Origin of the sequence: Nocardia terrae, assembly GCF_009760405.1 — a bacterium.
In the GTDB taxonomy this organism is placed as follows: Bacteria; Actinomycetota; Actinomycetes; order Mycobacteriales; family Mycobacteriaceae; genus Nocardia; species Nocardia terrae.
Map to the genome: position 1 here is coordinate 670,616 of NZ_WRPP01000003.1, position 13,151 is coordinate 683,766.

Annotated in this window: 12 protein-coding genes; 5 read left to right on the forward strand and 7 right to left on the reverse strand. The window is 68.3% G+C overall.

The annotated features are described in order from the left end of the window. Window positions 1-32: 32 nt before the first annotated feature. A complete protein-coding gene (locus GPX89_RS18325; protein WP_328601967.1) occupies window positions 33-566 on the reverse strand; it encodes an LppU/SCO3897 family protein in 534 nt (177 codons plus the stop codon). Window positions 567-837: 271 nt separating this feature from the next. Continuing rightward, window positions 838-2,322, reverse strand: a complete 1,485-nt coding sequence (locus tag GPX89_RS18330) for an endoglycoceramidase I (RefSeq protein ID WP_456237929.1) — start codon at window positions 2,320-2,322, stop codon at window positions 838-840. Window positions 2,323-2,633: 311 nt separating this feature from the next. Here GPX89_RS18330 and GPX89_RS18335 point away from each other — a divergent pair, with 311 nt between their 5' ends. The 4 genes from GPX89_RS18335 to GPX89_RS18350 all read left to right on the forward strand — a co-directional run bounded on the left by GPX89_RS18335 (window position 2,634) and on the right by GPX89_RS18350 (window position 7,172). Next, window positions 2,634-4,292 (forward strand): DNA repair helicase XPB, encoded by a 1,659-nt coding sequence (locus GPX89_RS18335; RefSeq protein WP_328601968.1) that lies wholly within the window; start codon window positions 2,634-2,636, stop codon window positions 4,290-4,292. A 37-nt stretch (window positions 4,293-4,329) separates the two neighbouring features. Then, window positions 4,330-5,001, forward strand: a complete 672-nt coding sequence (locus tag GPX89_RS18340) for a DUF3239 domain-containing protein (protein ID WP_328601969.1) — start codon at window positions 4,330-4,332, stop codon at window positions 4,999-5,001. A 41-nt stretch (window positions 5,002-5,042) separates the two neighbouring features. Next, the gene (locus GPX89_RS18345; protein WP_157388792.1) at window positions 5,043-5,681 is read left to right on the forward strand and encodes a LysE family translocator; all 639 of its coding nucleotides are present in this window, start codon (window positions 5,043-5,045) and stop codon (window positions 5,679-5,681) included. Between the two features lie 63 nt (window positions 5,682-5,744). Beyond that, window positions 5,745-7,172, forward strand: coding sequence for a M1 family metallopeptidase (locus GPX89_RS18350; RefSeq protein WP_157388794.1), 1,428 nt, complete (start codon window positions 5,745-5,747; stop codon window positions 7,170-7,172). Window positions 7,173-7,176: 4 nt separating this feature from the next. On the opposite strand, the gene GPX89_RS18355 is transcribed toward GPX89_RS18350, so the two are convergent. The 4 genes from GPX89_RS18355 to GPX89_RS18370 form a co-directional block, all read right to left on the reverse strand. Next, window positions 7,177-7,821 carry a LysE family translocator gene (locus GPX89_RS18355; RefSeq protein WP_328601970.1) on the reverse strand — a complete coding sequence of 215 codons (645 nt, stop codon included), beginning with the start codon at window positions 7,819-7,821 and terminating at the stop codon, window positions 7,177-7,179. Window positions 7,822-7,936: 115 nt separating this feature from the next. Then, on the reverse strand, window positions 7,937-8,893 hold the full coding sequence (locus GPX89_RS18360; RefSeq protein ID WP_157388796.1) for a zinc-binding dehydrogenase: 957 nt from the start codon (window positions 8,891-8,893) through the stop codon (window positions 7,937-7,939). A 79-nt stretch (window positions 8,894-8,972) separates the two neighbouring features. Continuing rightward, on the reverse strand, window positions 8,973-10,160 hold the full coding sequence (locus GPX89_RS18365; RefSeq protein WP_157388798.1) for a pyridoxal phosphate-dependent aminotransferase: 1,188 nt from the start codon (window positions 10,158-10,160) through the stop codon (window positions 8,973-8,975). Window positions 10,161-10,221: 61 nt separating this feature from the next. Then, on the reverse strand, window positions 10,222-11,145 hold the full coding sequence (locus GPX89_RS18370; protein ID WP_328601971.1) for a sigma-70 family RNA polymerase sigma factor: 924 nt from the start codon (window positions 11,143-11,145) through the stop codon (window positions 10,222-10,224). 102 nt (window positions 11,146-11,247) lie between these two features. Here GPX89_RS18370 and GPX89_RS18375 point away from each other — a divergent pair, with 102 nt between their 5' ends. Further along, window positions 11,248-11,829 (forward strand): GNAT family N-acetyltransferase, encoded by a 582-nt coding sequence (locus tag GPX89_RS18375; protein WP_157388801.1) that lies wholly within the window; start codon window positions 11,248-11,250, stop codon window positions 11,827-11,829. 89 nt (window positions 11,830-11,918) lie between these two features. On the opposite strand, the gene GPX89_RS18380 is transcribed toward GPX89_RS18375, so the two are convergent. Further along, window positions 11,919-13,055, reverse strand: a complete 1,137-nt coding sequence (locus tag GPX89_RS18380) for a 3-deoxy-7-phosphoheptulonate synthase (RefSeq protein ID WP_157388803.1) — start codon at window positions 13,053-13,055, stop codon at window positions 11,919-11,921. Between the last annotated feature and the right edge of the window lie 96 nt (window positions 13,056-13,151).

Sequence of the window (13,151 nt, forward strand, 5' to 3'; positions counted from 1 at the left end):
GGGGCTGGCCCCTGAGAGTTACGAGAGTTGTTCTACCCCTTGGGGTTTCCCAGACAGAACGTGGTCTTCGGGTCCGGGATGATCCGGAATCCGACAGACGTGGCGGTGTCGCACTGGAATTCGTCGGCCTGGCCGTCGATCCGCTTGATCACCTTGAACGACGCCTCGGGCGCCGCGCAGTCCACGAACTTGTAGCCGGTGGTCTGGCTTTCGTTGTAGCAGGAGCCCTGCTTGAAGTTCGGGCTCAGGCACAGGAACGCGACGGTCTTGCTGTCCGAGCCCTTCTCCTCGTAGGAGGTCTGCTCGTCCTTGCAGCTGGACTTGGCGTCGAAGACCGCGGCGACCTTGTAGACGGCCTTCTCGCTGGAGCAGTCGATGGGCTGCGTCTTGGAGTTGTCCGCCGAGCCCTCGATGACGTTGATGCAGTCACCCACCTTGGACTTGGCGGTGTCGGACTTGCCGGCATCCTTCAGCATCGAACAGCCGGAAAAGGCCAGTACGGCCACGGCAACCGCCACGAGGGCGAGTACGAGGCGCACCAGCGGCCTCGTTCCTGCGAACTTCACTAGCGAAAACCTTTCTCACCGAACAGTTCACGGCTGTGAACGCGGTGAGAATACCTGGTCAGTGCACCATCGACAGTCCACGCATGCCCAGCAGCGACAGGTTGATGAAGAGGGTGGGCAGCGAGTTGAGGAACATGAGGCTGAGTGCGGGCAAAGTCGTACCTCTCGATCGAATCTATCTGGGCGTTTGTCCAGCAATGTCCCCCGGGCACTGTGTCGCTGCCCGCTCCTGGGGCGTTACAACAAGCACCTCAAGGGGTTTCGCACCTCACTATGCCGATCCGGTGCCGGACCCGCTACCCGAGCCGCTGTCCGCCGAGCCGGTTCCGATCGGGCCGCTGGGCACCGTCGCGCCCTTCGATCCCGGCCGGTTGATGTAGACGGTCACCGGCGCCGAGCCGTCCGCCGCCACCGTCACCACCCGGGCACCGGCCGCCGAGGTGACCCGGCCACCCTCGACCCGCACCGCGTACCCGTCCGGATAGTGCACATCGGACACATAGATCTCAGTGGTCCCCGCGCCCGGCGTGTATCGGTAGGCGAAGTCACCGGTATCGGGATCGAAGATCATCCGCCCGGGCGTGCCCGCGGTCGCCCGCGGATACGTGCGCACCAATTGCCTGCCGAGATCGCCGGTGAACGGATCCGGTTTCGGCGCGCCCGCACCGAACCGAGACGTGTAGTGCCAGTACTGCCAGCTGACGAATCGATTGTCGGCATTGACGAGCGTATTGCGCAGCACCGCGGCATCACCGTCACCGAATTCGGTGACCAGGGTCGGCAATTGCGTCCGCGCGGTGAAGGAATCGATATTGCCCCAGGTCTTCCCCTGCTGCAGCGGGCAGAGTCCGCGCAGGAACGCGGGCAGCCCCGAATAGATCGCCAACTGGCTCGGAATGCAGTAGTCGTGCGGCGCGAAGGCGATATCGGGCGCGCTGATCGGCGGATTCTTGCCCAGATTGGTGGGCATGGTCTCGTTCCAGGTGACGTTCGGCTCCCACAGCACCAAGAGATCGCCATTGCGCGCCCGCACCGAATCGGTCAGCTTCTGCATGGCCGCTTGATATTTCACATCGAACCCCGGGCACCCGTTCGGATAGCAGGACAGGAACGCCGATCCCGGCCACGGCTCGTTGAGCAACTCGATCCCCAGCGCCCCCGGATGCCCGCTCACCCGCGCCGCGAGCGCCCCGAGCGCCGCACCCAGCTCGTCGAGCACCCCGTAGGTGTTGTTCCAGACCTCGTCCCACCCCGCATTCATGCTCGGCATCAGGTAGAAGAACGGAAAGCCCAGATTCGGCTCCCCGACCCCCGGTCGCGAGTGAATGGCCCACTCCGGAAATCCATTGCCTCCCCACGGCTTCGACAGCCCGTCCTGATGATTGTCGAGCAGCGTGTGAATCCCGTACTGCGCCAAGGTGTCCACGACCCCGGCGACCCGATCGAGGTACGCGGTATCGACCACCCCTTCGGTCGGCATGAGCGCATCGAACGACACCCCCAGCCGCACCGTATTGAACCCGTGCCCCGCGAGCGCCGCCGCATCCTCGGCGGTCACCGTGAACCCGTCACCAGGCTCTATATAAGGCGGCGCCTTGTCCACATTGTTGACCCCGTGCAACACCACGACCCGCCCGCTCTCGTCCACGAACCGGCTGCCGTCGGCGTGTATCCGCCCGACCGAAGCGGCATCGGGAGCACCCGACGCCGACACCGCAGGAGTGAGCACCGCCCCCGCCAGCACCGCGGCCACCACCCCGACCACCCCTCGCCCGGCCCTCCGCCATCTCCCCCGAGCTCTGACCCCGCGCATCGGCACCCCTGTTCAGTTCAATCAGGTCTAACGTCCAAATGGACACACGTCCAAGTTTCGAGTGATCGTAGCCACAGAAACTCGGGGCTTGACCCTTTTCGCCGAATCCACCGGACTTCCGGCCACCCTTCCACCCCGCTCCCGGCCGCATTTCTCCGCTCTCAGAGAACGGGGACGCAGGTCACGTCGCCTTGTCGGTGGGTTGCTGGAGAATGGACCAGGCTCATTCGGGCCCGGACAAGCCAGGAGGTGTCGTGACCGACGGTCCACTCATCGTGCAGAGCGACAAGACGCTGCTGCTGGAGGTCGATCATGAGTCGGCCAATGCGGCTCGGCAGGCTATCGCGCCGTTTGCCGAGCTGGAGCGCGCACCCGAGCATGTGCACACGTATCGGGTGACGCCGCTGGCGCTGTGGAATGCGCGGGCGGCGGGGCACGATGCCGAGCAGGTGGTGGACGCGCTGGTCAACTTCTCCCGGTACGCGGTACCGCAGCCGTTGCTGGTGGACATCGTCGACACCATGGCGCGGTACGGGCGGCTGCAGCTGGTGAAGCATCCGGCGCACGGTCTGGTGCTGGTCAGCCTGGATCGGGCGGTGCTGGAGGAGATCCTGCGGCACAAGAAGATTCAGCCGATGCTGGGTGCGCGGATCGACGACGACACGGTGATCGTGCATCCCTCCGAGCGCGGGCGCATCAAGCAGATGCTGCTCAAGGTGGGCTGGCCCGCCGAGGACCTGGCCGGGTACGTGGACGGCGAGGCGCATCAGATCGATCTGGACTACGCCTCCAGCGACTGGCATCTGCGCGACTACCAGGAGCTGGCCGCCGAGTCGTTCTGGGCGGGCGGGTCCGGTGTGGTGGTGCTGCCGTGTGGCGCGGGCAAGACCATGGTGGGCGCGGCGGCCATGGCCAAGGCCAAGGCGACCACGCTGATCCTGGTCACCAATACCGTGGCCGGGCGGCAGTGGCGGCGCGAGCTGCTGGCCCGCACCTCGCTGACCGAGGACGAGATCGGCGAATACTCCGGTGAGCGCAAGGAGATCCGCCCGGTCACCATTGCCACGTATCAGGTGATCACGCGCAAGACCAAGGGCGAGTACCGCCATCTCGAGCTGTTCGACAGCCGCGACTGGGGTCTGGTCATCTACGACGAGGTGCACCTGCTGCCCGCGCCGGTCTTCCGGATGACCGCCGACCTGCAGTCGCGCCGCCGCCTGGGCCTGACCGCCACCCTGGTGCGCGAGGACGGCCGCGAGGGCGACGTGTTCTCCCTGATCGGCCCCAAGCGCTACGACGCCCCGTGGAAGGACATCGAGTCGCAGGGCTGGATCGCGCCCGCGGACTGTGTCGAGGTGCGGGTCACCCTGACCGACGCCGAGCGCATGGCCTACGCCACCGCCGAGCCGGAGGAGCGCTACAAGCTGTGCTCCACCGCGCGCACGAAACTGCCGGTGGTGGAATCGATTCTGGCCCGCCACAAGGACGCGCCGAGCCTGGTGATCGGGGCCTATCTGGATCAGCTCGACGAACTGGGCGAGCACCTGAACGCCCCGGTCATCCAGGGTTCCACCCGCACCAAGGAGCGCGAGGAGCTCTTCGACGCCTTCCGCCGCGGGGAGATTCCGGTGCTGGTGGTGTCGAAGGTGGCCAACTTCTCCATCGATCTTCCGGAAGCTTCTGTGGCCGTGCAGGTTTCGGGCACGTTCGGGTCGAGGCAGGAAGAAGCACAACGGCTGGGCCGCCTACTTCGGCCGAAACACGATGGCGGCCAAGCTCACTTCTATTCCGTCGTCGCACGTGACACGCTGGACGCCGAATACGCTGCGCACCGGCAGCGTTTCCTTGCGGAACAGGGGTATGCCTATCGCATCACCGATGCAGACGATCTGCTGGGTCCGACGATAGGATAAGTGGAGGAATAGCCTCCATTAGGCGGGAGGGACGCACGTGCGGCGCTTCGAATTCGCGGTGGACCGCGAACATGCCCGGGCGGTCAACGAGGTCGTCGCGTACCTGCGTCGACTCCGGATCTGGGCGTATACCGCGGCCATCGTGCTCGGCCTGGGGGTCGCGTTCCTGGTCTGGGTGAACCATCCGTGGTCCTGGCTGCTGGCCGTGGCCTTCACCCTGGCCACGGTGACAGCGCTGTTCATCGGGTACTGGATGCCGCATCGCGGCCGCGTCGACAAGCTCTACGCGGCCGGCGACCTGGTGCCCTCGGTGGTGTCGGAGGCCCACGGCAACGGCGCCACCCTGCTGGCTCTGGTCGATCTGGCCAAGCCGAACGCCCAGGGGCCGCGCTACGCGCTGGTCACCCGGACCGTGCGTTCACTACCGGGGCACCGGGCCCGCGCCGGGGAGCGCGTGCCCGCGGTGACCGTCCGCGTGGACCGTGCGCCGGGCCCGGTCGGCGATCTATGGCAGACCGTGAGCGCCATGCCCATCGCCTGGGGCACCCGCGACCTCAATATCATCGAGCGCGCCCGCGACGCCATCAACGAGGTGGAGTGGAAGCTGCTCACCGACAATCTGGATCTGGCCGACAAGGTGCGCGGGGCGGATGCCAAGCGGCTGCTCCTGGACCCGCAACAGCTGCCGGATGAGCTGCGGCACCGATAATTCCGGGCGACAGACCGGAAACCGCAAAATAGAATGATCCGATGATTCCCGCCGCGAACATGCTGGCATTTCTCGTCGCATCCATTGTCATTGTCATAATCCCCGGTCCCGGTGTGCTTTTCGTGATCGGCCGGGCGTTGAGCTACGGCCGCCGCGCGGCCCTGCTGTCGGTGCTGGGCCATTCGATCGGCGTCATGGTGATTCTCGGGCTGGTCGCCGCCGGGCTGGGCACCATCCTCGCCGCCTCGGCCATCGCGCTCTCGGTGGTGAAGCTGATCGGCGCGTTCTATCTGATCTACCTGGGCATCCACGCCTTCCGGGAACGGCGTTCCCTGCGTGAGGCTTTCGAGGCGAAGATCGAGCCCATGGACAATCGGCGGGCGCTGCGCCAGGCCGTGCTGGTCGGGGTCACCAACCCCAAGGCCATCATCTTCTTCTCGGCGGTGCTGCCGCAGTTCGTGGCGCCCAAGGCCGGCGCGGTCCCGGTCCAGATGCTGCTGCTGGGCCTGATCTTCCTGGTGGTCGCGCTCGTCTCCGACTCGGTGTACGCCCTGCTGGCCGGGAGCGCCCGGGACTGGTTCGCGCGCTCGCCCAAGCGGCTCGAGGCGGTCGGCGGCGCGGGCGGGGTGATGATCATCGGGCTGGGCGCCAGCGTGGCCGTGTCGGGCAGCACCAACTGAGCGATCGGCCGATTAGCATCGGGCAGGCAGGGGTATCGGCGTGGGAAGGGGCGGTAGCGGCGCATGAGACGGAACTGGCGGTACTTGGCGGTGGGGGCGGTACTGCTGGCGGGCGCGAATGCGGCTCCAGCACAGGCGGATTCGGCGGACCCCCTGGCGGGTTCATCCGGGCTCGGCGATCCCTATTACCCGATGGACGGCAATGGCGGCTATCACGCGAGCCATTACGACGTCACGCTCTCCTACGATCCCCCGTCGCATCACCTGGCCGCGTCCACGCGCATCGACGCGGTGGCCACCCAGGCGCTGCGGACATTCAACCTGGACTACAGCGGCCCGCAGATCTCCAAGGTGACGGTCGACAACCTGCCCGCCTGGTTCGACCGCACCGACGAGCACGAACTGGTCGTGACGCCGATGATCCCGCTGCTGCCCGGCCTGCCGTTCACCGTGCAGGTCGACTACGCGGGCGAGGTGACCGGCACCGACGGCGAGGGCTGGGTGTTCTCGCCCAGCGGCGGGGCTTTCGTCGCGGGTGAACCGCATTCGGCCAGCAGCTGGTATCCGATCAACGACACCCCCTTGGACAAGGCGACTTTCACGCTGCACGCCACGGTGCCGCAGGAGTGGGAGGTGATGTCGGGCGGCGACAAGGTGTCCGACACCGTGCAGGGCGCGAACCGCACCGTCTCCTGGGAGCTGCGGCAGCCGGTGATCGGCTATCTGACCACCATCGCCATCGACAAGTTCGAGTTCCTGGAACAGCGGCGCGCCAACGGCACCCAGCTGCTGAGCGCGTTCGCGCCGGATGCGCTGAAGGCCAAGGACATCGAGTCGCGGCTGCCGGAGATCCTGGACTTCCAGCTGCCGGAGATCCTGGACTTCCAGGAGGAGCTCTACGGCCCGTACCCGTTCGATGTCGCGGGCGGCATCTTCGTCGACACCGACCTGAACTTCTCGCTGGAGACCCAGTCGCGGCCCATCTATGCGCCGTGGACGGATCTGGACACCGTGGTGCACGAGATCACCCACCAGTGGTGGGGCGACTCCATGTCGGTGAAGCAGTGGTCCGACGTCTGCCTGAACGAGTGCTTCGCCAGCTATACCGCCGACTACCTGTGGCCGGAACGCAAGGACGGCAAGGACGTCGACGCCCAGTACCGCGAGACGGTCGCGAAATACCATGACGATCCGAAGTTCTGGGAGATCGCGCTGCAGAACCCCGGCAAGGGCAGCGAATTCACCTCGGTCTATTACCGGGGCCCGCTGTTCCTGCACGCACTGCGCCGCACCATGGGCGATGACGCCTACTTCCCGGCGGTGCGCGACTTCGTCATGGGCCACAAGTACGGCAATGCCTCGATGCCGGAGTTCCGCCAGTTCGTGCAGACCCGCACACCACACGACCTGAGCGGATTCTTCACCGCCTGGCTGGACCGCACCGACCGCCCCGCCGACGAATTCCTGTACCCGGGTTCGCTGCGGTCCTGACCTGTCAGGCCGGAAGGGGCCGGGTCCGGTCGTTGAGCACGAGGACGGCCATGGCCCCGAGCACAGTGCCCGTGACGAACCGTTGCGCGCGCAGCCAGAGCGGCCGGCCCGCAAGGAAAGCCGCGATCGCTCCGGCGCTGAGCACGATGAGCCCGTTCACGGTGACGGCGATGCTGGTCTGCACCGCGCCGAGCACCAGACTCTGTAACCAGACCCGGCCGTGCGCGGGAACCACGAACTGCGGAATGAGCGCCATGTACAGGATGGCGATCTTCGGATTCAGCAGGTTGGTGACCAGTCCCATGGTGAACAGCCGCCGTGACGAATCCGGGGGCAGCTCGATCGGAGCGAACGGCGAAACGCCGCCCGGCCGCAATATCTTCCACGCGAGGTAGAGCAGGTAGACCGCACCCGCGATCTTCAGCGCCAGATACAGCGCGGGCACCACGGCGAACACCGCGGTGATCCCGGCGGTAGCCGCCACCATGTACGCCCCGAATCCCACTCCGACGCCCGCGAGCGACACGAGTCCGGCCCGCCGCCCCTGCGAGATCGTCCGCGACACCAGATACATCATGTTCGGCCCGGGCGTCAGCACCAGTCCGAGCTCCGCCGCCGCCACACCGAGCACCGCAGTCGTTTCAATCACATGCCCAATTCTGGGACCCCAACCGATCTCTGTCGCGGTCCACTTGCGGCCCGGTGGACCGCGACGGCAAAGGCCACCGGCCCCAGCGGGATACACACCCCGCCGGGCAGATGCTTCAGTCGCGGAGGGTCAGAACGGCTTTGCCGCGGAGGGTGCGGGATTCGATGGCCTCGAAAGCCTTCGGCGTCTGGGTCCAGTCCAAGGTGAGTCCGATATCCGGGGTCAGGCGGCCGTCGGCGACCAGGCCGGCGAGGATGGCGAGGTCTTCGCCGAGGGTGTCCTCGGGGACCGGGCTGATGAAGCCGACGATGTGGGCGTTCCAGCCCTGGGCGTAGAAGTCGGCGAGGCGGAGTTCGGCCGCGCCGCCGAGGTTTCCGTACCAGGCCAGATGGCCGCCGGGGGCGAGGCGGCGGACGGCCTGGGCGGTGAGATCGCCGCCGATGCCGTCGAGGACCAGGTGGAAGGGGCCCAGCGCCGGGTCTTCGAGGGAGGTGACGGCGTGGTGCGCGCCGAGCGCGAGCGCGTCGGGGGTGCGTTCGGGGCGGCTGACCAGGGCGGTGACGGTGGCCCCGGAGGCGACGGCCAGCTGGGTGGCGAACTGCCCCACGCCACCGGTAGCCCCCGTGATCAGGACGCGCCTCCCCAGCAGAGCACCGCCGACCCGGACTGCGCGCAGCGCGGTGATCCCGGCGATGGGCAGGGCCGCCGCCTGTTCGAAGGTCACCGAATCCGGCAGTACCGCAAGGCGTTTCACCGGCACCGGAATACGCTGCGCCCAGCCCTCCCAGTCGAGGTAGCAAACTACGCGCTCACCGAGCGCGGGTCCGGTCCCGTCAGCGGCGGCCGCGATCACGACCCCGGCCACGTCCTGTCCCGGCCGCCAGCCGTCGGGCCGGCGCTTGATCAGGTTCAGCTCGTCGTGGTTGATGGCGAAGGCCCGCACCTCGACGACCACCTCGTCCGGCTTCGCCTCCGGCTCGGGCAGATCGGTGGCGAGCCGCAGCCCCGCGGGTCCGGCGGGGTCGGTGAGGTAGCCGAGCATGGTGCGTCCGTTCGTCTGGAAGTGCGACAACGGCTCACAACCGTACGGCCCGCCGGATCATTCCGCAGCCCGGAGCATCTCCTGGGCAACACCGCCCGGCGGCGAGCGGCTAGCGGAGCGCCTCGGCAGCACGGCCCGCCCGAAGCCGGCGGACGCCCTCGGCGATGGTCTCCTCCTTCTTGCAGAAGGTGAAGCGCACCAGCCGATTCCAGGCGGCCTTGTCATCGGCGAAGACGCTCACCGGGACGGCGGCGACGCCCAGCCGTTCGGGCAGTTCGCGGCAGAACCGGTAGGCGTCGCTCGCGCCGAGCGGGGTGATGTCGGCGCACACGAAATACGTTCCGTCACTGCGCTTCACCTCGAATCCGGCCTCGGCCAGCGCGGCGGAGAGGCGGAGCCGCTTCTCCGACAGGGTCTCGCGCAGCGCCGCCACCCACTGCTGCTCGGTGTTCAGCGCGTGGGCGACCGCGGGCTGGAAGGGCCCGCCGCCGACGAAGGTGAGGAACTGCTTGGCGGCCAGCACCGCGTCCAGCAGCGGCGCGGGCGCGCAGGCCCAGCCGATCTTCCAGCCGGTGACGCTGAAGGTCTTGGCGGCGCTGGAGACCACGACGGTGCGCTCGAACATGCCGGGCAGCGTGGACAGGCTGATGTGCTCGTGGCCGTCGAAGGCGAGATGCTCGTACGCCTCGTCCGACATGACGTACAGGTCGTGTTCGATGGCGAGCTCGGCGATGGCGGTGAGCTCGGCCCGCGAGAGCACGGTCCCGGTCGGGTTGTGCGGCGAGTTCACCAGCAGCAGCCGGGTTTTCGGGGTGATGGCGGCACGCAGGCTGTCCAGGTCGAGAGCGAAGCCGTCGCCGTCGGGCACCAGTCGCGCGGTGCGCCGGTTCGCCCCCGCCAGGGCGATGGCCGCCGCGTAGGAGTCGTAGTAGGGCTCGATGAGCACCACGTCCTCGCCGGGTTCGACCAGCCCGAGAACGGTGGCCGCGATGGCCTCGGTCGCCCCGACGGTGACGAGCACCTGGCTGTCCGGGTCGTAGTGGGTCCCGTAGCGCCGGGCCCGGTCGTTGGCGACGGCCTGCCGCAGGGCGGGCACGCCGCGTCCGGGCGGGTACTGGTTGAACCCGTCGGCGATGGCCTGCCGGGCCACCTCGAGCATGCCCGCGGGCCCGTCGCTGTCGGGGAAGCCCTGGCCGAGGTTGACCGCGCCGTGACGCACGGCCAGTTCGGTCATCTCGGCGAAGATCGTCGAGGCGAACGGCTGCAGGCGGGCGACGGTGGGAATGCGGGACGGCATTCCCCGGAGCCTAGTCGATGCCCGAAAAGCGCTGATAAGGCCCCGAAAAGCGCGGCTGAACCTAGTGCGGCAGCCGGATGCCGGACAGCTTGGCCGGATTGACCACGTCGTAGATGCCCCACACGCGGCCGTCGCGCACGGTGAACGCGTACACCCGCTGCGGGGTGCCCGGGACACCGTCGTGCGGGGCCATCTCGTGCGCCAGCACGCCCCACTGTCCGTTGACCAGGACCGGTTCGAGCTCGCGTCCCATGTGCGTCGGTTCGAAGAGCCCGAACCTGCGGAACAGCCCCGTCCACAGCCGGACGTTCTTGTCCACGCCCGCAACGATATTGATGGCGGTGGAGACCGCGCCCCCGCCGTCGCCGACCGTGCGCACGTCCGGATGCAGCGCCGCCACAATGGCATCCACGTCACCGCCGGCCAACGCCTTCAGCAGCTGTTGCACGGCCGCACCGTGCTCGTCGTCCGAGACCGGTTGCGGGGCGCGGGCTACGGCCTTGCGGGCCCGAGTCGCCAACTGCCGCGCCGCGTCGGCGGAAACGCCGAGGATGTCGGCGATTTCGGTGAACGGCACCGAAAAGCCGTCGTGCAGAACGAAGGCCACGCGTTGCGGCGGCGTCAGGGTGTCGAGCACGACCATCGCGGCGAAGCGGTACTCCTGTTTGCGCACCACCGCCGCGAGCGGATCCGGGGTGCTCGAGGGCGTGACCGCGGTGACGATGGGCTCCGGGAGCCATTGCCCCACATACTTTTCCCGCCGGACGGCGGCGCTGCGCAACCGGTCCAGACAGATCCGGCTGACCACGGTGGTGAGCCAGGCGCGCAGATCCTCGATCTCGGATTGGCGGGCCACCGAGAGCCGCAACCAGCTCTCCTGCACCGCGTCCTCGGCATCGCTGACGCTGCCGGTGAGCCGGTAGCCCACGGAGAGCAGGTGCGGCCGATGCGATTCGAACAAGTCGGCGAGAAGAGCGGCAACCACCGCATCGATGCTACGGCCGGGCCCCGGCACCCCCGTCACCACCCCGATGCTGCCGACCGGAAGACCGTGCGCCCGCGCCCGTTTCCGTGACAGCATGGCCGCATGGACGCGGAATTCCTGTCCGACGGCACGGTCTGGCTGTCGCCGCCCGCCGTCTCCGATATCGACGGCATCACCGCCCTGTGCCAGGAACCCTCGATCGGCGCGTGGACCACCATGCCGGTCCCGTATCACCGCGCCGACGCGGAGAAGTTCATCTACGACATCGTCGGCCCCGGCTGGGCGGGCCGCAGCCCCACCTGGGCCGTGCGCCGCGCCGACAACGGCCCGGTGGTCGGCATGATCGGCATGAGCCCGCTCTACCCGCGCCGCGATGACGACACCGCCGAGATCGGCTTCTGGCTCTCCGCCGCCGCCCGGGGCCGGGGGCTCATCACCCGGGCCGCCCTGCTGGTCTCCGCCGCGGGTCTCGACTCGACGGTCTTCGGCTTCCAGCGCCTGGAATGGCGCGCCTTCGTCGGCAATCATCCGTCCGCGGCCGTGGCCCGCCGCGCGGGCTACCACTACGAGGGCTTGATCCGCGGCGGCGGCGTGCAGCGCGGTATCCGCCGCGACATCTGGGTGGCGGGCCGCCTGCGCGCGGATCCGGCCATCCCCAGCCCGAATTGGCCCGCGGGCGTCTGATACTTCTACGACCACGTCACGACCGAAAAAGTTCGGCCCACACCCGCCGGACTGGGTGTGGGCCGAACTCAGTGTGCACGCCGAACTCGTTATGTGCGAGACGAACTCGCCGCGAGCGGGTGCGGGTCGGAGATCGACGGGCTAGCCGCGAGCCGCGCGGCGACGGCGTCGGCGAGCCGGTCGAGCTGGGTGGCGGTGGTGTCCCAGTCGATGCAGGCGTCGGTGATGGACTGGCCGTAGGTCAGGTCCTCCGGGTGGCCGAGGGTGAGGTCCTGGCGGCCCGCCACGATGAAGGACTCCATCATGAGCCCGACCACGGTGTCCTCGCCGCCGGCGATGCGGTCGGCGATATCGGTGACGACGTCGACCTGGCGGTTGTGGTCCTTGTTGGAGTTGCCGTGCGAGGCGTCCACCACCAGGCGCTGCGCCAGCGCCGACTTCTCCAGGCGGAGCAGGGCTTCCGCGCAGGAGGCGGCGTCGTAGTTGGTGCCGTTGGAGCCGCCGCGCAGGATGACGTGGCAGTCCGGGCTGCCCGCGGTGCGGATGAGCGCCGAACGCCCGTCCAGGTCGGTGCCGGGGAACACGTGCGAGGCCGCCGCGGCGCGCACGCCGTCGACCGCGACCTGCACGTCGCCGTCGGTGCCGTTCTTGATGCCGACCGGCATGGACAGCGCCGAGGACAGCTGCCGGTGCACCTGGCTGGCGGCCGTGCGCGCGCCGATCGCGCCGTAGGCGACCAGGTCGGCGATGTACTGCGGGGTGATCGGGTCGAGGAACTCGCACGCCACCGGCAGACCCAGCGCGGTGATGTCGACCAGCAGCCGCCGGCCCAGGTCCAGGCCGGTGTTGATGTCGAAGGTGCCGTCCAGGTGCGGATCGTTGATCAGGCCCTTCCAGCCCAGCGTGGTGCGCGGCTTCTCGAAGTACACGCGCATCACCACGTGCAGCCGGTCGGAGACCTCTTCGGCCTTGGCGGCCAGGCGGCGCGCGTAGTCCATGGCGGCCTCGGGATCGTGCACCGAGCACGGCCCGACGATCACCATGAGGCGGTCGTCGTCGCCGTTGAGCACGTCGACGGTGGCCTTGCGGCCCGCGCGCACGGTGTCGGCGAGGGTGTCGTCGATCGGGTGGACGGCGCGGATCTCACGGGGTGAGCGCAGCGGGCTGATGCTCAGCGTGCGCTGGTCGTCGAGATCGGCATGCCGGTCGAGATCGGCGGTAGTCATCGTGGGTTTCCTTGTCCCAGGCCGACCCACGGAGAGTTGTGCGAAACCCCTTGGAGCCGGTCTGTTTTCGTCCGGCTCGGGGTGGAGGATGTCAGC